This is a genomic window from Phaeobacter piscinae (genome assembly GCF_002407245.1).
Taxonomy (GTDB): domain Bacteria; phylum Pseudomonadota; class Alphaproteobacteria; order Rhodobacterales; family Rhodobacteraceae; genus Phaeobacter; species Phaeobacter piscinae.
The window spans coordinates 455630-476747 of the sequence record NZ_CP010681.1 but is presented as its reverse complement, the minus strand read 5'-3'; the positions used below and the strand labels follow the sequence as shown (position 1 = coordinate 476747).

Annotated in this window: 18 protein-coding genes; 11 read left to right on the top strand and 7 right to left on the bottom strand. The window is 57.3% G+C overall.

The genetic code is table 11. The annotated features are described in order from the left end of the window. Positions 1-102 precede the first annotated feature (102 nt). Both phaeop14_RS02205 and phaeop14_RS02200 read left to right on the top strand, forming a co-directional pair. A complete protein-coding gene (locus phaeop14_RS02205) occupies positions 103-498 on the top strand; it encodes a BlaI/MecI/CopY family transcriptional regulator (protein WP_014873615.1) in 396 nt (131 codons plus the stop codon). Beyond that, positions 488-1639 carry a M56 family metallopeptidase gene (locus tag phaeop14_RS02200; RefSeq protein WP_040172599.1) on the top strand — a complete coding sequence of 384 codons (1152 nt, stop codon included), beginning with the start codon at positions 488-490 and terminating at the stop codon, positions 1637-1639. Before phaeop14_RS02205 ends, phaeop14_RS02200 begins: the two co-directional genes overlap by 11 nt. 131 nt (positions 1640-1770) lie before the next feature. On the opposite strand, the gene phaeop14_RS02195 is transcribed toward phaeop14_RS02200, so the two are convergent. The 5 genes from phaeop14_RS02195 to phaeop14_RS02175 all read right to left on the bottom strand — a co-directional run bounded on the left by phaeop14_RS02195 (position 1771) and on the right by phaeop14_RS02175 (position 8849). After that, entirely contained in the window at positions 1771-4053 is a 2283-nt protein-coding gene (locus phaeop14_RS02195) for a methyl-accepting chemotaxis protein (RefSeq protein ID WP_096788629.1), read from the bottom strand. Between the two features lie 167 nt (positions 4054-4220). Continuing rightward, the gene (locus tag phaeop14_RS02190) at positions 4221-5471 is read right to left on the bottom strand and encodes an NAD(P)/FAD-dependent oxidoreductase (RefSeq protein WP_096788628.1); all 1251 of its coding nucleotides are present in this window, start codon (positions 5469-5471) and stop codon (positions 4221-4223) included. 53 nt (positions 5472-5524) lie between these two features. Next, entirely contained in the window at positions 5525-6955 is a 1431-nt protein-coding gene (locus phaeop14_RS02185) for an aldehyde dehydrogenase family protein (RefSeq protein ID WP_096788627.1), read from the bottom strand. Next, complete coding sequence (locus phaeop14_RS02180; protein WP_096788626.1) at positions 6955-7899, bottom strand: proline racemase family protein; 945 nt, start codon at positions 7897-7899, stop codon at positions 6955-6957. The genes phaeop14_RS02185 and phaeop14_RS02180 overlap by 1 nt, the downstream gene beginning before the upstream one ends. Next, positions 7890-8849: a dihydrodipicolinate synthase family protein gene (locus tag phaeop14_RS02175; RefSeq protein WP_040180428.1), complete on the bottom strand. Its 960-nt coding sequence runs from the start codon at positions 8847-8849 to the stop codon at positions 7890-7892. The genes phaeop14_RS02180 and phaeop14_RS02175 overlap by 10 nt, the downstream gene beginning before the upstream one ends. Before the next feature lie 161 nt (positions 8850-9010). Here phaeop14_RS02175 and phaeop14_RS02170 point away from each other — a divergent pair, with 161 nt between their 5' ends. Further along, a complete protein-coding gene (locus tag phaeop14_RS02170; protein WP_040180429.1) occupies positions 9011-9673 on the top strand; it encodes a GntR family transcriptional regulator in 663 nt (220 codons plus the stop codon). Positions 9674-9702: 29 nt separating this feature from the next. Here the strand turns inward: phaeop14_RS02170 and phaeop14_RS02165 are convergent, their stop codons facing one another. Next, a complete protein-coding gene (locus phaeop14_RS02165; RefSeq protein ID WP_244905798.1) occupies positions 9703-10593 on the bottom strand; it encodes a glycosyltransferase in 891 nt (296 codons plus the stop codon). A 479-nt stretch (positions 10594-11072) separates the two neighbouring features. Here phaeop14_RS02165 and phaeop14_RS02160 point away from each other — a divergent pair, with 479 nt between their 5' ends. Both phaeop14_RS02160 and phaeop14_RS02155 read left to right on the top strand, forming a co-directional pair. Then, the gene (locus tag phaeop14_RS02160) at positions 11073-11507 is read left to right on the top strand and encodes a sugar 3,4-ketoisomerase (protein WP_040170965.1); all 435 of its coding nucleotides are present in this window, start codon (positions 11073-11075) and stop codon (positions 11505-11507) included. After that, the gene (locus phaeop14_RS02155) at positions 11507-12604 is read left to right on the top strand and encodes a DegT/DnrJ/EryC1/StrS family aminotransferase (protein WP_096788624.1); all 1098 of its coding nucleotides are present in this window, start codon (positions 11507-11509) and stop codon (positions 12602-12604) included. The genes phaeop14_RS02160 and phaeop14_RS02155 overlap by 1 nt, the downstream gene beginning before the upstream one ends. Positions 12605-12624: 20 nt before the next feature. Here the strand turns inward: phaeop14_RS02155 and phaeop14_RS02150 are convergent, their stop codons facing one another. Next, positions 12625-13323, bottom strand: coding sequence for an SDR family NAD(P)-dependent oxidoreductase (locus phaeop14_RS02150; protein ID WP_096788623.1), 699 nt, complete (start codon positions 13321-13323; stop codon positions 12625-12627). Between the two features lie 303 nt (positions 13324-13626). Between phaeop14_RS02150 and phaeop14_RS02140 the strand changes: the two genes are divergently transcribed. The 6 genes from phaeop14_RS02140 to phaeop14_RS02115 all read left to right on the top strand — a co-directional run bounded on the left by phaeop14_RS02140 (position 13627) and on the right by phaeop14_RS02115 (position 20800). Further along, the gene (locus phaeop14_RS02140; protein WP_096788621.1) at positions 13627-14469 is read left to right on the top strand and encodes a site-specific integrase; all 843 of its coding nucleotides are present in this window, start codon (positions 13627-13629) and stop codon (positions 14467-14469) included. Continuing rightward, positions 14450-14659 carry a tyrosine-type recombinase/integrase gene (locus phaeop14_RS20045; protein WP_096788620.1) on the top strand — a complete coding sequence of 70 codons (210 nt, stop codon included), beginning with the start codon at positions 14450-14452 and terminating at the stop codon, positions 14657-14659. The genes phaeop14_RS02140 and phaeop14_RS20045 overlap by 20 nt, the downstream gene beginning before the upstream one ends. Positions 14660-14819: 160 nt before the next feature. Further along, positions 14820-15692 (top strand): hypothetical protein, encoded by an 873-nt coding sequence (locus phaeop14_RS02130; protein ID WP_096788619.1) that lies wholly within the window; start codon positions 14820-14822, stop codon positions 15690-15692. 170 nt (positions 15693-15862) lie between these two features. Further along, entirely contained in the window at positions 15863-16246 is a 384-nt protein-coding gene (locus phaeop14_RS02125; protein WP_096788618.1) for a DUF2513 domain-containing protein, read from the top strand. A gap of 269 nt (positions 16247-16515) precedes the next feature. Then, complete coding sequence (locus phaeop14_RS02120; protein ID WP_202820831.1) at positions 16516-17580, top strand: hypothetical protein; 1065 nt, start codon at positions 16516-16518, stop codon at positions 17578-17580. Between the two features lie 211 nt (positions 17581-17791). After that, positions 17792-20800: a UvrD-helicase domain-containing protein gene (locus phaeop14_RS02115; protein ID WP_244905797.1), complete on the top strand. Its 3009-nt coding sequence runs from the start codon at positions 17792-17794 to the stop codon at positions 20798-20800. Positions 20801-21118 lie beyond the last annotated feature (318 nt).

Sequence of the window (21118 nt, the reverse complement as noted above, 5' to 3'; positions counted from 1 at the left end):
TGACACCTGCGGCCTCGATGCTGAACTTCTAAAAAAATAGTTTTCAAACGCGCCTGCGATCCCCTAGCATGATCAAAGCCTAAGAGAACCGGACACCACATGATGCGTAAGAAACAGGACAACCCGCTTTTGACAGAGGTTGAACTCGAGTTCATGACCGTTGTTTGGGAAACCGGCGGCGGCACGGTGCGCGATATTCTGGCGGAACTGAACAAACGTCAGGAACGCGCCTATACGTCGGTCGCAACCGTGCTGAAAATTATGGAACAAAAAGGGTTTCTGACCAGCGAACGGGCTGACAGATCCTTGGTCTACCGCCCAGCGGTGCCCAAGGCGGATTATCAGAAAACCACTCTCAAGAACCTTTCGAGCAAGCTCTTCAACGGCGCCCCGGCGGCCCTGGTAGCCCGCCTGGTGGATGATGAAGATGTCACCGACGAGATGCTCGTGGAGATACGGGCCTTGCTGAATGAAAGGTTGGGGGACGATGAACGCTGAGAGTTTTCTGAACGCCTATATTGACCTGAACTTACTGTTGTTTGCGGGCACCGCGCTTTGGCTGGCGTTGCGCGCGATCCTGACGCGTAGCCGATTGGGCCCGGCGTTTCGACCACAGCTGCGGTTGCTGAATGGCATGACGCTTTTGTTGACCTTGTCCCCTATGCTGGTGGTGGCGCTGACCACCTATGTCGTGTCACAGCCTCCGACCCTGTCGGACATGCTGGTCGCGCAGTACCTGCAGGGCAATGTCAACATGAGCGCCACACGGTTTGAGAGCATTCTTGGCCTGCGCGAGGATCTGGTGCGGGCCTTGATGGCGCAGAGCAGCCTTTGGGCTCAGCTTGCCGTGGCTGCGCTGATCGTCGGCGCCGTAATCTCCGTGGCACAGGTGACATTAGCGGCACTGCGGCTGCGGGCATCGCTGCAGCAGGCCTACGTCTGGAAACATCTGGGCGGCGTTCAGATTCGCATCAGTGACAAGAGCACAGTTGCCTTCTCCACCCGCGGCTTGTTCACTCGCTACGTCGTGTTACCATCCGCGCTGATCACCAATCCGTCGGACCTGCGGTTGAGCGTAGCCCACGAGCTGCAGCATTTTCGCCAGCGAGACGTTGAATGCGAATTCCTGCTGGAGGCGCTGCGGCCGCTTCTGTTCTGGAACCCGGCTTATCACCTCTGGCGTCGTGAAGTCCGCATGCTGCGGGAATTTGCCTGCGATCAGGCGCTGATGACCCGAGGCCAACGCGATATTCGTGCCTATTGCGAATGCCTGATCCGAGCCTGCGCACTGGCGGCGCAGGATCCAATCCGCTTTGTCCAGCGCAGCCCGTCGGTGGCCTTGGTTGATCGGCGCGAGGTGCGCCGCGGGGCAACATTGGCGCGGCGGATTGATGTGGTCACCGCGGCACAACCACAGGACACGCATCTGTTCGGCTGGATGCTGGTTTCCGCCATGCTGGCGACTGGAGTGTTGGCCACCGCACTGCTGATGCAGCGCCCCGGCGATTGGAGCCATGACCGCATCATGCTGTCGACGATCGTCAATCTTGAGCGTATGGCCCATCGAAACGCCGTGCCTGAGACCAGCCAGACGGCGGTAACGGCACTGCAAGGCGGGTTCATGACCCTGAGCAAATAAGCCTGCCGGGCGCGTGGTTGAGATTGAGCCGGGCTCCCCGGCCCGACAGAGTCGGTGCGTGAGTACACTCTGCACTAACCCTTGATACGGCCAGTCAGCCAGGCCTATCAGCATTGACGGGCCATCGTCGATTAGCCATAAGAGTGCGCCCCGTTTCCAGCATCGTTGGCCGTTCCCCAGTCGTCGACACTGTCATGCCCGGCACCATTTCCAAGCTGGAACCGTGACACCACGCCAGTAAGCGCCTGTGCTTCATTCTGGAGCAGCTGGCTGGCTGCGGAGGCTTCCTCGGACATCGCCGCGTTCTGCTGCGTGGTGCCATCGAGACGCCCCACGGCATTATTGATGTTTTCCAAACCCTTGGATTGCTTCTGCACACCATCCGCAATTTCAGTAATCAAGTCGGAGACATTCGTGACTTTATCGATGATCCCGCTCAGCGCATCCCCCGCGCGGCCAACCATGGCGACACCGTTTGCAACATGTTCTTCGCTGGCCGAGGTCAGTCCCTTGATCTCTCCCGCAGCTTTAGAGGCCCGCAAGGCAAGGGCGCGTACCTCTGAGGCGACAACCGCAAAGCCCGCACCAGCCTCACCCGCGCGCGCGGCTTCCACACCTGCGTTAAGCGCCAACAGATTGGTTTGAAACGCAATATCGTCGATCATATTGATAATCTGCGAAATCTGCTGCGAGGCTTCTTGGATTTGATCCATCGCCTGGACGGCAGAAGTGACGATGTGATTGCTGTGCTCGGCTTCATTGCGAGTGCCACGCATGGTTTCATCCACCTGCCCGGCCCGGTCGGCGGTCTCGCGAATACTATTGGTCAAATCCTGTAGTGCAGAGGCAGTCTCCTCCAATGTGCTGGCCTGGGATTCTGTCCGGTGTGCCATCTCTTCCGCAGAAGCACGCTGCTCTTCCGAGAACTTGTCGACATTGTGCGCAGCATCCACCACCTCTGCGAGTGAATCGCGTAGATTCATTAGGCTAAGATTGAAATTTTCCCGAAGAATTTCGTAGTGCTCGACAAACGGTTGCTCAATATCGCACGCCAGATTGCCTCGCTGCAATTCGGCGAGGGCGCCACTCATCTCCTCAACCACCGCGGCGGTCTGTTTGGAGGCTTCTTCCTCGCGATCTGCGGCCTCATCCGCAATCAGCAACTTGTCCCGGAAAGTATCCAAGCTTCGGGCCAGATCGCCCAGCTCGTCGCCGCGGCCACGACCGCTGATCTCACTCGCATAGTCTTCTTGAGCCAGCGCATTGGTCGCTTCGCGCAGCGCCAGAATTGGGCGGGTGACATGGCGCGCGGCCACAAAAGACACCACAATCGCAATCAGAACTGAAGCACCGATCATCAGCATTGCAACGAGCCGAATCTCCGTCACCTTTGCGAAGGCCTCATGTTCATCAGTCTGAAGCACCAAAGACCAGTCGAACCCTTTGATATTCAAGGGCTTGACAAGGGCGATCACCTGTTCTCCGGACACGGAAGTGGAGCCTTCAAACATCCCGGGCTCACCGGCGGTGGCGGCTTTGATTTCCGCGCTGTCGGGCAACTGGTCGCCCGTCGCGAACTGGCCCTCGATCACAGACGGGCTACGCGCGATGCCATCTTTGCCCACCAGGAAAATGTTCTGATGGCCATCCACATTCATGTTAGACGTCAGCGCAGTCACAACTGAGGCGCTGGAGATTTGCACCGCCATCACACCAATGACTTCTTTCTTTTTGTTGAACACCGGCACCCCCATAAACGCACCTGCGGCACCGCCGCCTGGGGCATAGGCGGCAAAGTCAGCGGTTACAACCTGACCGGCCTCAGCATTGAGCGCGGCATTGAAGACCTGCCCCAGACCGCTATCGGCATTGGCCCCTGAGCCAAATTGCTGAATGAAATCCTCGCGCTTCTTGACCGAATAGAGCAATTGCCCAGAGGCATTCAGAAGATAGAGATCCTCATAGCCGTTGACCTGCAACGACTGCAGAAACGTCGGGTGGTAGGTCGCATGCGACTGGCTGTAATATGAGCCGTCACCAGGATCGCTAAGCAAATGGCGTTCATTCGCAGCATTGGGATTTTCTTCTATGTAGTGGCGCCGCAAGAAGCCAGTCGGCTCCTCCTCGATCATCTTATAAACACGGTCAAAGTTGTTGATGGCGCGGAACACGGTCGGCTGGGAGGCATTGATCGACAAATCGCGACGCGCGGCTTCGATCATGAAAGTCAGCGCCTGCTCGCCAGACCGAGCGGTGGTCTCCTTTGAGGCATAAACAAAATCACGAATGCTTCTTTCAGCCATCGAGTAGACGAGAAATGAGACTGTCACCAGAAACGTTGCTGTCAGTGCCACCATGATCAGCGGCAATTTCAGCTTGAGCGATAGTTTCGGGGTCTTGGGCATGACGCGCATGTCTCCTCCTTGATAGTGCCGATTCTGCCGCAAAGCGACGGAGTGCCCTAAGAGATAGCCATGCAATTCCTTCGATTTCGTTCACGGTCGGTTTGCGCACATTGCGCGCGAAGGCGACGCCCCGCCGTGCCTTGCAGCCGTATCAGAAGTGAAGCCGACTCAAGACATTAGAAACGGTCCGGTGCAAACGGTGCCAGATCAATTGCCGGATCGCGTCCTAGCACCAGATCTGCGACCAGCTCTGCCGTGGCGGCCGATTGGGTTAGCCCGACATGACCATGCCCAAAGGCATAGACCACCCGCGCATCACGTTTGGCGCTGCCCATCACCGGCAGGCTATCAGGCAGAGATGGGCGAAACCCCATCCAGCGGGTGCCATCTGCGGTGTCCAGCTCTGGCATGAACCGCGCGGCCTTCGCCAACAGCGTATCGGCGCGTTTGTAGTTTGCAGGCCGTTTCAGCCCTCCCAGCTCAACCGCGCCTCCGACCCGAACACCGCCGCGGATACGGCTCACCACAAAGCCATGACGGCAGAAGGTGATATGCGTGCGCAGATCGAAGCAGCCTGCGGGCAAGGTGGTGTTGTAGCCGCGCTCTGTCTCCAACGGCAGCGGGTTGCCCAAACGGCGGGTCAGTTGATGCGACCACGCCCCTGCAGCCACGACCACAGCGTCAGCCCGGACACCCTCCCCGTCTGTCAGAAGATGCAGTTTCTCACCGCCGGTTTCCAGATCACGCACCTCTGCCCGGCGCAGTTGGCCACCCCGCGACAAGAAAACCTGAAAGAGGTGTTCGACCCAGGCTTTCGGATCGCAGGTATTCATCCAGTCAGGGGTGAAGCCTGCATGCGTGAACCGGGGACTAAGCCCCGGCTGGATCTCGGCAATTTCGGCAGGGCTATGCAACAGGGTGAACCGGATGCCGTGATCGCGGCGCAGTTGCCAACCGCGCTGGCTGGCGGCGAACTCAGCCTCAGATTCGTAGAGCTGCAGGGCACCGTCGCGCTGCATCATTGCCTCGCCTTTGGTGTCGGTGATCTGGCGTTCGGTCGCCGATTGGGCCAACTGCATCAGGGATGCCTGGGCGCTGACCACCTTCTGATATCGGTCCCGCCAGCTGGCGCGCCAAAAGCGGATCAGCCAAGGCGTCAATTGCAGAGCGTAGGCCGGTGGCACCGACAGCGGGCCAAGCGGGTCCAGCAGCCAGGCCGGTGCCTTTTTCATGATCCCCGGTGTGGCCAGTGGTTCGAGATCAGTGAATGCAAAGGCCCCGGCGTTGCCCGCAGATGTTTCTTCGGCGACGCCTTTGCGATCCAGCAGGATGACCTGTCCGTTCGTTGGCGCCAGCTCACTCTGCAGGCGCAGCGCCGTGCTGACACCGACAACACCCGCCCCGATAACCACAATCGTTTTTGACATCTGCCCTGCCTTCGTAACGGTGGCGAGGTTTTCACCCCGCCACCTGACCGTCTTTACGCCAGGGTATAGGCGGTTTTGACCTTGGTATAGAACTCTTTCGCATGGCTGCCCTGTTCGCGCGCACCAAAGCTGGACCCCTTGGCGCCACCGAAGGGCACGTGATAGTCGACGCCCGCAGTGGGCAGGTTCACCATCGCCATGCCAGCCTCGACATGTGCCTTGAAATGCGTGGCATATTTCAGAGATCCTGTGCAAATCCCCGCGCTGAGGCCAAAAGGCGTGTCATTGGCCACCGCCAAAGCCTCATCATAATCTGCCACGCGGATCACAGAGGCGAGCGGACCAAAAACCTCCTCTTGATTGATCCGCATGTCATTTGACGTTTCGGTGACAAGCGCGGGTGCCAAATAGAAACCCTTGGTGCTGCGCTGAAGCGTTTGCCCTCCAAGCAACTGCCCGCCCTCACTGGCAGCCAGGTCGAGATAGTAGAGATCCTTCTCCAACTGCCGCTCATCCACAACCGGGCCGATCTGAGTGCTGCCGTCCAGAGCGTTGCCGACCCGCAAGCCCGTCATCCGCTCTCCAAGTGCCGCAACAAAACGGTCGTGGATGCCCTCGGTCACGATCAGCCGCGAGGATGCGGTACAGCGCTGACCTGTGGAGAAAAACGCACCGTTGAGGCTGGCGTCCACCGCCGTCTCAAGATCAGCGTCATCCAGCACCACCATCGGGTTCTTGCCACCCATTTCCAGCTGCACCTTCTTGCGCTGCGCCCCGCAGGCTGCCGCTATGGCGCTGCCTGTCTCAACCGAACCGGTAAAGGAGATGGCATCCACATGGCGGCTTTGCACCAGCGTTTGACCAACCGTACTGCCTGTGCCGAACACAATGTTGAATACCCCCTCCGGCAAACCCGAGCGACTGATGATCTCCGCCAGAGCATGCGCGCACCCCGGCGTCAACTCAGCCGGTTTCAGGACAACCGCATTGCCATAGGCCAGCGCCGGCGCGATCTTCCAAGCGGGAATGGCGATGGGAAAATTCCAAGGCGTGATCAAGCCGACAACCCCCACCGGAGAGCGCGTCACCTCGACGCCGACACCGGGCCGTACCGAGCCAAGGATTTCCCCCGCTTGGCGCAGGGTTTCACCTGCAAAGAACTTGAAGATTTGCCCGGCGCGTGCGGCCTCGCCAATCCCTTCAGGCAGGGTCTTGCCCTCCTCGCGAGAGAGCAGTTTTCCCAGTTCAGCCTTGCGGGCCAGAATTTCGGTGCCGATGGCGTCCAGCACATCAAATCGCTGCTGTGGCGTGCTGGCCGCCCATCCCGGAGCCGCGTCTCGGGCAGCGGCGATCGCGCGCTCCATATCTTCCGCCGGACTATTGGCAGCGTATCCCAAGACGTCCTGCGTATCGGAGGGATTGATATTGGCGGCGGCGGCGGCGGTCTCTGACCAGTCGCCTGCGATTAGGTTTCTATATTCCATCAATATACCTCTTGGCTGGTGATCCCCGCCCGGTAGGGATCGGCAGGGTCAAAGTTCAGAACAGTGTCGCCGGTCACAAAGGCCGTACCGGCAATTGTTGCGATCACGCCTCCAGTCGGGCCTGGCCGATAGTGCAGCGCGTAGGTGCTACCGATCACGCTCTCCTGGATCCAGGTCACACCCGGCGCCAGATCACCATCTGCGGCCAGACAGGCCAGCTTCGCCGCAGACCCGGTACCGCAGGGGGACCGGTCATAAGCCGTTCCGGGGCAAAGAACGAAGTTGCGCGCGTGACCGACACGGGTCAGGGGTGGTCCGACAAATTCGATGTGGTCAATCGCTGCTCCATCGCGGCCGGTGATCCCCTGCTCCGCCAGGGCCTGCCGCAGGGCCACAGCACTGGTGGTCAGCTGGTCGACATGGGCCAGCGTTAGCGGTGCCGGGACATCCGAGGTCAGAAAGAACCAATTACCACCCCAGGCGATATCGCCGGAAATCGGTACCTGTCCCGGCACCTCCACCGCAACATCAGCGCGATACCGATCACTCTCGACATTTTCGACGGCAGCCCTGTTCGCTGCCTGCAAATGCACGCCTACGGTCCCGACCGGCGTTTCGAGTTGATGCCGCCCCAGATCAAGACGGCCCAGATGATGCAAACTCACGGCGATGCCGATGGTGGCGTGACCGCACATGCCCAACGATCCAATCGGATTGAAGTAAATCACCGCTGCCGCGGCAGCCGGATCGGTGGTCGGCACCAACAAGGCACCAACCATAGCGTCGTGACCGCGTGGCTCGGACAGCACTGCGCTGCAGAAATCGCGGTGATCCCGAAACAGCCGATGCGCCCGTTCTGCCAGTGATCCACCGCCGAGATCCGGCCCGCCAGACAGGATCAGGCGGGTCGGCTCGCCGCCGGTATGGCTGTCGATTACGCGCATAGGGCGGCAATGTCGGGCTGCTGGCTCCAATCCGCATACCAGCTGCGAAACAGCGCATACTGGGCCTCGACATAGGCCTGTTGGCTGGCGCTCAATCGGTCGCTTTCATTGAAGTGCAGGCGGTATTCGCTATCCCCATTCAGCACCATCAGATGCTTGTAATAAAGGACCAGATCCGCCCCCTCATCAAAGGAGGATAGCACCGCCAGCGCTGCTTCCAGCTCCAGAGCCTGACGCCGAGCGGTGGCGTTCCCTTTCGCTGCGCGTTGGCAAAGGGCGACAAGGTGCAGGACCTCGTCCGGCAGCGCATTCCCGATCCCCGTGATAGCACCCCCGGCCCCGCAGTTGACATACCCGTGGAATACAGTGGTATCGACACCGATCATCAGGGTGACACTGCTGTCCTGAGAGGTGATATTTTCAGCCGCATAGCGCAGATCGTCAGCGCCCCCGAATTCCTTGAACCCAATCAGGTTGGGATGATCCTTACGCAGATCGAAAAACAGATCCGCCCGGGTGGCAAACCCATAGTAGGGGCTGTTGTAGATCACCGCCGGCAACGTTGGCGCAGCAGAGAGCACCGCGGCGAAGTGGTCGCGTTGTGCGGCAACCGAGCTGCCTCGTGACAAGACGCGCGGGATCACCATGAGACCGGCAGCCCCCACCTCTGCGGCATGGGCGGCATGGGCTGCGGCCTGCATCGTGTTGACGGCACCAGTGCCGACAATGGTCGGAACGCCAGCCGCAACGAGTCGGGCGACCCCTTCCATCCGCTCAGCATCGCTGATCAGCGGCCAATCACCCATGGAGCCACAGTAGACCACCGCGGACATGCCTTTGGCGATCAGCTCCTGCCCCTTTTTCACCAGCGCATCAAAATCGGGGCGCCGATCTGCGGTACAGGGGGTCATCAGGGCCGGAATGCAGCCGGAGAACACAGGGTTTGTCATGGTTGGATCCTCTCCAATGGGTTTGAACCTGAGCCCGCAAGGCGCGCCCGGCGCTGATGACGCCTTCATAATGCATATTGGATCCAATATTCAATATCTGATTTATGTACACTTCCCCCTCGACCATGATCAGGGATATAACGACGGCAGGGAGCGCAGATATGAAGTTGAAATCCGTAGATATATCCAAGACCGCCTCCGCCTCGACGATTGTTTTCGACGCCCTGCGCAAGGCCATCATCGAAGGCGACCTGAAGGAAGGCGAACCGCTGCGGCAGGATGAAATCGCCCAGATGTTCAACACCAGCCGAATCCCTGTGCGCGAAGCAATTTCGCGCCTGGAAGAGCAAGGACTGGTAAAAACCCAACGCTATAAAGGCGCCGTGGTCTCTGGCCTGTCAGCCCAGGAAGCTCAGGAAATCTTCGATTTCCGGGCCGTTTTGGAATCTGAAGTTATCCGTCGCGCGGTGCCGCGCATGTCCCCCACCGCCATCTCCACCGCGAAAGCTTGTTTGGAGGCGTTTTCGCAATCCGAAGACCCGATGACCTGGGGTGATTTGAACCGCGATTTCCACTCCACGCTCTACCGGGAAAGCGGGCTGCAGTATCATATGGATGTGATCGACAATGCGATGGATCGTGTCGACAGTTATCTGCGGGCGCAGTTGGTACTGTCCAACGGCAACGAACGCGCCAATGCCGAGCACCTCGCGATCTGGGAAGCCTGTGTTGCCGGAGATGCCGACCTTGCAGCGGCGCTCACCCGCGACCACATCACCGGCGCCTGCAAAACCCTGCTGGACACTCTGAAAGACCTTGGTTGAGGCCTGCGGATCGATACCCTCGGCGGCGCTCAGGCGGTTTTGAGCGCTTTATTGAGGCGCCGACGTTCGGATAGGGCAAATCCCAGCACCCATGAGGGATGTCTCCAAGCTGAGACCCCGAGCTTTCGCAACCCTCCTTCCAGATAGGATCGGCGCAGTTGTCGTTCCTCCAGTCGGCGACGCATGGCTTTTACTATTGGATCTTGGTCACTGAGACCAAACACCTGCGCATCTGCAAGGCGCTGACGCAGAAGGAAAATCTCTCGACTAACCTCAATCAAACGCTTGTTTCGAAAGGCCTCCGCATCCGCAATGTGCCGGGCTGTGCTGGTCTGGCCCATACCGACGCGATACACAATGAGCTCCTCGTCGATGAACGCCACCCTGCCTTCAAGCGCTGCACGAAAACCAAGAACAAGATCCTCGTAGCAATCCGCAAACTGAATGGGACCATACTTGCGGAACAGATCTTTGTGCCATGCACAGGTCGCACCGAGGAACAACTGCATGGAACAGGCGGCAGACATCGCATCGGTTCGGGTATAGAAGGTGGCTTTTGCATAGGATTTCGGCATAGGTTTGCCGTCCAATGTCTCAACCCGACCATGTGAGAAGGACAGAAGCGGATCGTCTCGCTCAAAGACCTCAATGGTGCGCGCCACACGACCCGGCAAAGAAATATCGTCACCAGAGGCCGCAATGATAACGTCGCCAGAACTAAGTTCAACACACCGTTCGATATGTTTATTCACGCCCAAATTCTGCGGATTTTTGTTCAACACGACAGAATGCGGACCTTTGTAATCGGCAACCAGCGCCTTCATTACCTCGAAAGTTTCATCCTTTGAGCAATCATCCGACAGAAGGATCTCGATCGGATCGCTCTCCTGCGCAAGAACCGCCTCAACCGCCTCTTTCACATAGTCCTGCTGATTGTAGGTGAGAAGCACAACTGAATACCGGTATTTGTTCATTTCAACCCAATCCTACCTGCACGGTCGCGCAGAAAATCCATTATTTTGCCGCCGCCTCCCGCGCTGGACTCATGGTCAGGCGCGTCCTGTTTGCGGTCTGCGCGTGACGCCAACCAGGGGTCCGAAGCTGTGACCCATCAATAGAACAGTTCGCTCCGCGGTTCCATGGAAGACGTCGCTTGCCGTGTCATGCCCCGCTCACTCTCTCCCCTTTAGCTGAGCGGCATGGCCCAGGACTAGAGAACGGCGTCCTGCGCAAGGCGTGCCCTTGCCGCAGCCAAGTTCAGCAGCCCATCCGCAGTCTGTCCAATTCGATTGATCGGAGACGACAATATGATAGACAACTGAGCCAATAGATTAGACCGGATCGCACTCTTGTGGTGGGAAATCCGACGCCTGTTCCGATCAGCTGCGACAGCGGGTCGATGTCACAATACCGGAGTACGGATTTGCCCCTCAGCGACTGCAAATTTATTGACCTGCCCAAGATCGAAGACGCCCGCGGCAATCTGACATTTGTCGAAGGGATGAACCACATCCCGTTTGATATCAAACGGGTCTACTACCTTTATGATGTGCCGGGTGGGTCCGATCGCGGCGCCCATGCCCATAAGGGCCTGCATCAGTTCATGATTGCGATGTCGGGCAGCTTTGATGTGGTTCTGGATGACGGGGTCAATGAAAAACGCTTCCATCTCAATCGCTCTTATTTTGGCATCTATATCTGCCCGATGATGTGGCGCTATCTCGACAATTTCTCGTCGGGCGCGGTCTGCATGGTCATGGCCTCTGCGCCTTATGACGAGGGGGACTATATCCGCGACTACGGCGCCTTCCGCCAAGCAGTCGGGGTCAAGTGATGCAGGTTCCCTTCCTTGACCTGAAGGCCGCGTATGATGAGCTGGCAGAGCAGAGTGAACCGAAGATGCTGGAGAGCCTGCGGTCCGGCTGGTACATTCTCGGCCCTGAAGTCTCCCGGTTTGAGCAAGATTTTGCCCGCTACTGCGAGGTCTCGCACGCGCTTGGCGTGGCCAATGGACTGGACGCCCTGAGGCTCGCCCTGGTGGCGCTGGACATCGGGCCGGGCGACCGTGTCCTCGTCCCCTCCAACACCTATATCGCCACCTGGCTCGCGGTCTCCCAATGTGGTGCAATCCCGGTTCCGGTGGAGCCTGATCCCGCGACCCACAATATCACCGCCGAGGGTATTCGGGCCGCCATGGTTTCCGGAGCCAAAGCCGTCATACCTGTCCACCTATACGGGCAACCTGCGGATATGACCGCGATCATGACAGCCGCGCGCGATCTTGGGCTGAAGGTCATCGAAGATGCAGCGCAGGCGCATGGCGCATGCTGGGATGGGCACCGCATCGGCGGTGCCGGTGATATCGTCTGCTGGAGCTTCTATCCGGGCAAGAACCTCGGCGCGCTGGGGGATGGCGGTGCGGTCACCACCAATTGCGACACTCTGGCTGAGCGGCTGACGCTGCTGCGGAATTACGGTTCGCGGGAGAAATATCGCAATGAGGTCGCAGGCTTCAACAGCCGCCTCGATCCGGTTCAGGCCGCCTTTCTGTCGGTCAAGCTTGCGGTGCTGGACGACTGGAATGCGAGGCGCGCGGCGATCGCAGCCCGCTATCTGTCAGAGCTGGACGGACTGGGCCTAACCCTGCCGTATGTCGCCGCAAAGGCCGATCCAGTCTGGCATCTGTTCGTGGTGCGTCACCCGGAGCGGGACCGGCTCGCGGCCGATCTGGCGAAGGTCGGCATTCAGACACTGGTGCACTACCCCATCCCTCCGCATGCTCAGGCAGCCTACAGCGATATGAGCCTGACGGATGAGGCGCTGCCGCTGGCGGCTACCTTGGCACGGGAAGTGCTTAGCCTGCCTATCGGCCCGCATCTGAACGCTGCGCAGATCGATCATGTGATCCAGAGTCTCAGACAGCTGGCCTGATCGTCCCACCCTGAGCGCCGTCAGGGAGTGATCGGCTGGAAATTATTGTCCAGGTGCTCGACCAACTCCACACTGGGCGGCTGGCGCAGCAGCTTGGCGTATTTGTATTTGAACGCACCACTGGACAGGGCAACGATCTGCTGCGCGACCCAACCCGGTTCCAGCATGGTCGACGTATCCGCGCCGCTGCCAGCCCAGAACTTCGTCTGGATACCGGACGGCGCCACAACCAGCACCTTGCCAATCCCCTCGCCCCGGACCAGCGCTGCGCCCAGCATTCCCAAGCCCGCCTTGGCCGCGCAATAAGCGGGCATTTCGGGCTGCGGTTTATATTGCGAGCTGGAGGTCACCAACATCAGTTTGAGCGGGCCCGATGCCTGCCGAACAAGGCGCTGGATCACCATCATCGGTGCAAGCAGCCCGACATTTGTCATCTGCGAAAGCGCCGCATCCTCCAGCAGAGAAATCGATCCGCGCTGCAAAAATCCGGCGCAATAAATCAGAGTTTGCACATCCCCAAGCTGAATTGCCAATTCATCAAGCTGTGCGGTTAAGTCTGCAACATCATCGGTGATCGACAGCGCGTGAAACTGCACGCCAGCGCACCCCGGATCAACCCGCCCAGTAATCGTAACGCGATGCCCCTCGCAGGCATAGTGTCGGGCCAGTTCCAGACCAACACCCGAAGAGCCTCCGACGATCAGAATATTCTTTTTCAAAGCGACCTCATACCACAACCTGCAAGGTTACGGATAGCGCTCAACAAACGCGTCAGCAACAGCCCAAGCGCGCCTGCCTCGAGGTGCGGCTAGCGCCTATTCGCAATAGCATTCAGATGTATGTATGGCGGAGACGAAGGGACAAACACGTTCCAACAAGTTCAAACACTTAGACCGGCGAACCGGTCAAGAACTGCACCATAGCGCGCCAAAAGAAATTTCCGAGTTGGTGAACCTTGCACCTCGGAATATTTCCGACAAAGAGACTGGAATCGCACTGAATGCTCAAGAGGAATTTTTCCTATGAGCAGGAAGGTGAAAAAGCAGTTTCCAGGCGCAAGCTCATATCTCGATCGCCATGGAAAACGTCGTTGGAGATATCGGAAAAAAGGTCTCTCAATAGAGCTCGGGACCAACTATGCGTCCAAGGAATTTCTTCGACGTTATGAGGACGCTGTTTCCGATGTCGAGAGGCCGAAATCAGAGCGCCGCGTTCTGAAGCACAGCTTCTATTCGCTGTCTGAGAAGTATTATCAATCATCTGCTTATGAAAAACTGGCGGCTTCGACCCGGAAAAAATACCGGCGCACACTCGAGAGCTTTCTTGCCGAATATGGTGAGAAGTCTGCAGCTACGATCAAGTTACGGCACGTTCGCAAGATTCTAAATGACCTTCACAATACCCCGAGTATCGCCAATCAATTGCTTCTACTGCTGCAGTGTTTGTTTGAACTCGCAATGGACTATGAATGGAGAAATGATAACCCTGCAGACAAGACTAAGCCTTTTGCGGAAAAAAAGGAGAACATCCACACGTGGAGCGAAGCTGAAATTGCCAGGTTTGAGGCGCGACACCCGGCTGGAACACTGGCCAACACTGCGATGAACCTCATGCTCTATACGGGAGCAGCCCGGGTCGACGTCGTTAAATTGGGACCCCAGAACGTTGTGGAAGGACGTCTTCGGTATCGACGTCAGAAAACCGAGAATAGCAATGGAGTTCTGATTGACATTCCGCTTCACCCACACCTGGAAACACTCCTAAAATCGCTTCCAAAGTGTAAAAAGTACTTTCTTAGAGCTTTCCAATGCAAAGCAACGTTCGCCAGGAGGTTTGGGGAACTACATGCGCACCTGGTGCGATGAAGCCGAGCTGCCAAATTGCTCAAGCCATGGCCTTAGAAAGGCAATCGCGCGGCGACTCGCTGAAGCTGGATGCACAGCGCACGAAATCATGGCGATTACCGGGCATCTCGACCTGTCAATGGTGCAGCTATACACCCAAGCCGCCAATCAAGAAGATCTCGCCGACAGTGGTATCGCTCTCCTTCGGTAGCTGCCTGTCTCTCGCAATCTAAGCTGCACATGGGGGTTCCTCAAAGCCGCCAGGCGGGTGCCTCTGTAGCAAAATCATGGATCCCGCCGCATTTATGCGACACCTTTCCTTCTTTTCTTCGATGTGAGTTAATCCGCGTAAACAATTGAAAAGGGGCAGAATGGCATACGAGCGGAAGTGGCTTGATTGGAAGGGAGCGCCATACCTGCTCGCCCTCATCCTCAATAAGCTGGAAACCATGGATGAGCCGTTCGTCACATACGGTGAAACCGCCGAGATGTTGGAACGCGAGTTGAAGACGTCGAAAATCTTTAGTCTTCACATAGGGGGCGTTGCGGGCAAAATGATGAACGAAATTATGTCCGTTGCGAAAGACGCCCCTCCAATCAACGCATTGGTAACCCGCTCGTCAGGGATCCCTGGGACCGGCTTTGCTTGGTATCATGATCATCTTTGGCGCTCGAAACGAGGCAGTAAATGGGAAGGCCTGGATCAAGACCAAAAGCTTCAGGTCGTGAGGGACATCCGCGAGGCGGTCAGGAATTACAAAGACTGGGATCGGGTTTTCCAAAAGGCGTTCGGCGGTCGGCCAGTCAATTTGGAGCAAAAAAAATTCAGGGAGCAGGACGGCAAGCCGCCCGAGACTATGTTTCCGCGAGGCAAGGGAGAAAGCGAACAGCACCAACGGCTGAAGGAATGGGCGTGCAATAATCCAAGTGCGATCGGTCTTCCGCAAGGGTTCAAGGGAAAGGTAGAGAACGACCTGCTGTCCGGCGACCGGGTCGACGTCCTTTTCACGAGGGGAGAGGAGTTCGCGGTTGTCGAAGTAAAGTCTTGCCTGTCGAGCGACGACGACCTCCGTCGCGGGATCTATCAATGCGTAAAGTATCGGGAGGTAGTCCGGGCGACGCGCTTGCCGGTTGAGGTAGACGTGCGCGCGATCCTCTTGTCCGAACGAAAACTGCCCGCAGAACTCGCCGTCAGAGCAAAACTTCTGAGAGTTAAATCTCGGGTTCACAAAGTGAACGAGTGAATTCCAAAGGCCTGACGAGTGTCAGCGGCTTTAGCCTTCTGAACACTACTGCCAACCCAGAACTGCCGACCATCATGAAGTCCACCGCTGCGCGGCTTTCATATAGCTGATATTGGACTGTAAGGCCGTTCTTGATGGCAGAAATGAAGCAAATCGAGGATTGATCCGATATGAAAAGAGATATGGACGTCATTCGCAACGTTCTTTTGGAGTTAGAAAAACTTGAATACTTGCCCAACGGACACCATGATCTAAGGGGTAAAGGGACGCTGCATATTGAAGGGGTGGATTGCAGCGAGATCTCGGCACACCTCGAACTTCTCCTTGATGCTGGGCTCTACAAGTCGGTCAGCGGCAATCCGCACTGGCAGAAATTCCGATCACTGACCTGGGAAGGGTGCGACTTCCTCGATAGTGTTCGCGACGACCAAATATGGGCAGAGACCAAAAAAGGAGCCGCAGCAGCCGGGAGCTTCACCTTCGACCTACTTAAGGCCCTGGCCAAAGGCTTCATAAAGAAGAAAATCAAGGAGCATACTGATGTTGATATCTAAATTGTCATGATCGGCTTGAAGCAGCCTTCTCTGTTGGGGCATTGTAGCAAAGTGCCGCAGCCTTAGCGGATACCAAGTCAACCCAAAGCGGCCTGCTCACAGGAGTTTTCTGTATCGGGAAAAGCAGGCCTTGGAACCTTATTTCAGAGGCGTTTTATTACAGACCACTGTTAAAGGTCGTTTAAGTCGAATTTTGAGGGGCGTTATTTCAACTGCCAAAGACCGCTTTTTCATCACGTTTTGCCAGAGAACTCGACCCGGAGCAGCTCTTGGAGTTGATGGGTGCCGCTTCGATTGATGCCCTCACACCTGAGCAACGACAGCAGATCCGGGTTGATGTGGCTTGCGCTTCCTGCGGTGCCTGTGGCGCACAGATTGTAAAACAGTCTGAGGCGCAGGGAACATCGACAAAAATTCGCCAACCTCATTTCAGGTTCACGGGGCCAAATGGGCAGGATGCCCACCACGAATTATGTGAGTTTAACGCTGAAGCGTCCAAGGAATCGAAAGACCCCCTGATCAACTTTGCGACGGATCGCAGCGCTGAAACCCGTTTTGTTCGAGGCCTTGTCTGCAAAGGAATAGAGAACGGGATCTTTGATCAGGAGGCGATCCGAGGCATGCGCCAATGGTTCTTTGACTTGAAATCCGAGACACGTGTTCGCGTGTCAGCAACGGTTGAGGCTATCGAATGGATGGAAAAACTATCCAGCCACCCATACCATCGCCGTTGGCCATTCCATCCCAGCCATGCCGAAATGCCCAATTTTGACTGGCAAGAGGCCGCGAAGCTACAGTTCACAGAAGATCATTTTGTCCTCTTGGAGTGGCTTTTTGAAAAGAGGAGAACGTCTCATTTTCCGCGCGCCTTTAGTCGGGCAAAAACACTGTCGGAAGAGCACTTTGATCAGGAGATCTTCGATAGATCAGTGCTGAAACCATTCTACGAAAAAAATGTAGAATTTGCTTGTTTTTTCGCCAAAAACTCCGACTTTCCCAAAAAGAAAAAGACGCCACCTGAATACTATCGGTTTCAGGGAGCGCCGGTTCCCTTGCTGGCGCTTTGCGCATTACTTCTTTTTGTATCAGATTGGAGTATGGATGATGCCATTGGCCTCGGTGCAAAGCTGATCGCGGCGCCAAGCGCAAGCGATGGGACTTTGGGAAATGTAATGGGACTCAATCCTTTCCATGATTACCTCGCCTGGGAAACGCTTGCTTTAGCTTCAGAACTTGCAGCCAAAAGCCCAGCTGATTTTGAATACGAAGAGATTTTGCAAGGGATAGAAGCGCGCATACGTGACGAGCACAGGCTATGGCGAGAATCGCGATAATTATGCGTCGTTATCGAGAAAGATCTCTAAACATTGCAAATGTCACTACCTGCGTATTGTAGGCGTTGGTGGGCAACGCAGCATTGACGAATTGGACAATCCCGAACTGAACGGCCGCTTTCGCTGGTCCTGCACGAAGTCAAAGCACCTGCAGCGAAAGATCGTTCCCCAACCAGCCGCTCGCTCGGTTCAAGAGTATTGTCAGGCATGAATGAACAAAGTAGCCGTCCATTCGCGCCAGAAATGCGTCCCACAAGGTTCCCAGCTGCCCAATATCTGCTACACCTTAGAAAAAACTGACAATTCGGTGCACATGAACCTCGTCTCAAAATCCTTCCTGGGGTTCCTGGTTGACCCTCTGGGCCGGCACCCAAGATCCCTGACTTTGCAAGAAAAGGGTATCGCGGCACGCGGGGCTGGTTCGCCCTGGATAGGGCTTGAAGATATATCGACATGCCCGTCGGTGAAGAAGGGCCTTCTCTCGTCATCGCTCTCGCTCGATCTCGGGGGCGGTCGAAACCTGACCTTGCCAGCGGTGGATACGACTGCGGCCAAGAAATTCGCAGATGCGGCTGCAACCGCCTGGACTGATTTCAATCGGGAGGAACTGGAAAAGGAGGACGTCGCAGTCCGTCGCATCCTTCAAGCGCTCGATGCACTCAAGGTGTCGGATGCTTACCCAGCTGCGTGCCACGTAGCGCCGTTGGCTCGCGATGCTGCCGACCTAAACAGCCGCGTGTTGTCTAAGCTGAATGCGGATGCCGTCGGCAAAAAAGTGATGTCCCGAATTGCCCCAATCACGGCGTTTGCATCCGATCCGAATGCTGTCCGGGACGCGTCAATCGAGGCGTTCGTGGAGTCTCAACTGCTTCTTTGGAAGGATTTCTTCGACACAGTCGAGTCCATGCCGCTGACGCCGGAACAGCGGCTCTCCGTCGTTGTCGACGAAGACGCGACTCTCGTTCTGGCTGGCGCCGGATCGGGTAAGACCAGCGTGATCACCGCTAAGGCTGCTTACCTCGTGAAGGCGGAGATACGAAAGCCAAGTGAGCTCCTGCTGCTTGCCTTCGCGAAAGACGCGGCGACCGAGATGTCGGAGCGCATCGAAGCCAGGTGCGGAGTCCCCGTGGCAGCACGAACCTTCCATGCGTTGGCCTATGAGATCATCGGTGAGGTAGAAGGCGAGAAGCCACCGTTGGCGCCGACGGCGACAGACGACAAGGCGTTTCTGTCGCTCATGAAGGAGATCCTCCGGCACGTCGTGGCGACCGCCAGCGATATCGCGCAGACAGTGATCGGCTGGTTCGCCGGTTTCTTCGACGACTTCCCAACAGAGTGGGATTTCAAGACGAAGCACGAATGGTATGCGCAAATCGAAAGTCGCAACCTGCGGACGCTGCAAGGTGAGATGGTGAATAGCTTTGAAGAGCTGCTGATCGCCAACTGGCTGTTCCGGAACGGCATCGCCTACGAATATGAGCCGAGCTACGAGCACAAACTCCAGAAGACTGGGCGCCGCACCTACTTGCCCGACTTCCGGCTAACAGAGAGCAGCGTCTACATCGAGCATTTCGGCGTGCGTAAGAAACGCGGCAGGGACGGCGTGGAGGAATTGTCTACGGCGCCTTACGTCGATCGCGATGAATACCTCGAAAGCATGGACTGGAAACGGCAGGTCCATGCCGAGCACGAGACGGTTCTGGTGGAAACCTACAGTTGGGAGCGTGAAGATGACAGGCTGCTTGAGGCACTTGCCGAAAAGCTCGAACCACATGTCACGCTGCGGCCGATCCCAGACATTGAGATCTACGATCGTGTGGCCGAGGTCGGGGTGGTGGACAGCTTCACTTCGCTGATGGGCACCTTCCTGCGACACTTTAAGAACGGTGGCTATCGGGTCGAGGATTGCTCCGACAAGGCGCAAACACTGAAGTTGGGCAAGCGGGCGGAGGCCTTCCTCAAGATTTTCGGCGCGGTCTTTCGCGAGTATCAGTCCCGCCTTGGCGACCGCATCGACTTCGAGGACATGGTGAACCGCGCCACGGAGTTCGTCGAGAGCGGGCGCTACCAGAGCCCGTTCCGCCACATCCTCGTCGACGAGTTTCAGGACATCTCGACAGGTCGTGCGAGGCTGATTCAGGCACTAAAACGCCAGCACTCCGATGCCAAGGTGTTTGCCGTCGGCGACGATTGGCAGTCGATCTACCGCTTTGCCGGGTCGGATATCCACATCATGCGCAACTTTGGAGCGGAATTCGGTGGCACCTATTCAGGGGCTACTGGAGTCCATCGCACCGTCGATCTCGGTCGAACCTTTCGGTCGGTGGACAAGATCGCTCTGGCCGCCCGTCGCTTCGTTCTTCGTAACCCCGCTCAGATCACCAAAACGGTGATACCGGCAGGCAAAACTGACGAACCTTCGATCAGGATCGCTTGGACGCGCCGCGACAACGGGGAGAAGACCTTGAGCGACGCAGTGGCCGCTCTTGCCGCCACTGAAGGTAAAGAAGGCCGGAAGCCGTCCATCCTTATCCTCGGGCGGTATCGTTTCCTGAGGCCCGATATAGAGCGTCTCCAGCGTCAGAACCCCGGGGCGACGATCAACTTCAAGACCATCCATGCATCGAAAGGCCTGGAGGCCGATCACGTCATCATCCTCGGAGCCGACAACGCAAGGATGGGCTTTCCGTCCATGATCGTCGACGACCCTCTGCTCGGCCTGGTATCGCCCGAGGCCGAGCCATACCAAAATGCCGAAGAGCGGCGAGTCATGTATGTCGCCGTGACCCGGGCCCGTCGGACTGTGACCATACTCGCTTCCGAGGCCCGCCCCTCCGTCTTCGTCGAAGAGCTGATGAGTGAACCTGAGTTCGGCGTAGTGGTGCCTTTGGATGCTCAAAAGCATACCCACACCTGTCCGGCTTGCGGTGGGCGTCTGCTACATATGGCCGGAAAGGACGGTCGCGATTGGTATCGCTGCGAGCACGTGAAGCTGTGCGGCAGCAGCATGTCGGCTTGTCCGGCCTGCGGTGTCGGCCTTCCGATCCATTCCCAGACCAAGGGAGAACTTGTTTGCACTGATTGCGGGGAGACCCAGCAGGCTTGCCCCAGTTGTGAAGCAGGATGGCTTGTCGAACGGCGCGGCCGCTTTGGAGCATTTCTCGGCTGTGTCCGCTTCCCTGACTGTGCTGGAAAAGCCAAGCTAAAGAAAAGCGCATGACAGGCTGAAAGAGCACGCCCCAGCCGCCATTGGCACGACCTTCGACAAAGGTCCACAGGCAGCGCATTCGGGACGTTCATGATCGCCGCAGCGAAGGGTATCCGCGTCGCCTAAGTGTAGAAGGAATAGGGGTAGTCAGGCTTCAAGAGGGAGTTCTGCAATGACGTCGGCTGGCAAGCAACTGCCCTACCCAGCCACATAATTTGCTAAAAAAACGATGATCGGAACTTTCCAGGCGGTGAGACAATAGCGGTATCCTAATCTGCATATCTTGCGGTGGTGGATTTCAAAGGTCACCCAGGACAAGGCGAGCCGAAA

Coding starts and splice junctions, on each gene's coding strand:
- phaeop14_RS02205 (WP_014873615.1), top strand. CDS start 103: ATGCGTAAGAAACAGGACAACCCGCTTTTGACAGAGGTTGAACTCGAG.
- phaeop14_RS02200 (WP_040172599.1), top strand. CDS start 488: ATGAACGCTGAGAGTTTTCTGAACGCCTATATTGACCTGAACTTACTG.
- phaeop14_RS02195 (WP_096788629.1), bottom strand. CDS start 4,053: ATGCGCGTCATGCCCAAGACCCCGAAACTATCGCTCAAGCTGAAATTG.
- phaeop14_RS02190 (WP_096788628.1), bottom strand. CDS start 5,471: ATGTCAAAAACGATTGTGGTTATCGGGGCGGGTGTTGTCGGTGTCAGC.
- phaeop14_RS02185 (WP_096788627.1), bottom strand. CDS start 6,955: ATGGAATATAGAAACCTAATCGCAGGCGACTGGTCAGAGACCGCCGCC.
- phaeop14_RS02180 (WP_096788626.1), bottom strand. CDS start 7,899: ATGCGCGTAATCGACAGCCATACCGGCGGCGAGCCGACCCGCCTGATC.
- phaeop14_RS02175 (WP_040180428.1), bottom strand. CDS start 8,849: ATGACAAACCCTGTGTTCTCCGGCTGCATTCCGGCCCTGATGACCCCC.
- phaeop14_RS02170 (WP_040180429.1), top strand. CDS start 9,011: ATGAAGTTGAAATCCGTAGATATATCCAAGACCGCCTCCGCCTCGACG.
- phaeop14_RS02160 (WP_040170965.1), top strand. CDS start 11,073: ATGTCACAATACCGGAGTACGGATTTGCCCCTCAGCGACTGCAAATTT.
- phaeop14_RS02155 (WP_096788624.1), top strand. CDS start 11,507: ATGCAGGTTCCCTTCCTTGACCTGAAGGCCGCGTATGATGAGCTGGCA.
- phaeop14_RS02140 (WP_096788621.1), top strand. CDS start 13,627: ATGAGCAGGAAGGTGAAAAAGCAGTTTCCAGGCGCAAGCTCATATCTC.
- phaeop14_RS20045 (WP_096788620.1), top strand. CDS start 14,450: ATGCGCACCTGGTGCGATGAAGCCGAGCTGCCAAATTGCTCAAGCCAT.
- phaeop14_RS02130 (WP_096788619.1), top strand. CDS start 14,820: ATGGCATACGAGCGGAAGTGGCTTGATTGGAAGGGAGCGCCATACCTG.
- phaeop14_RS02125 (WP_096788618.1), top strand. CDS start 15,863: ATGAAAAGAGATATGGACGTCATTCGCAACGTTCTTTTGGAGTTAGAA.
- phaeop14_RS02115 (WP_244905797.1), top strand. CDS start 17,792: ATGAACAAAGTAGCCGTCCATTCGCGCCAGAAATGCGTCCCACAAGGT.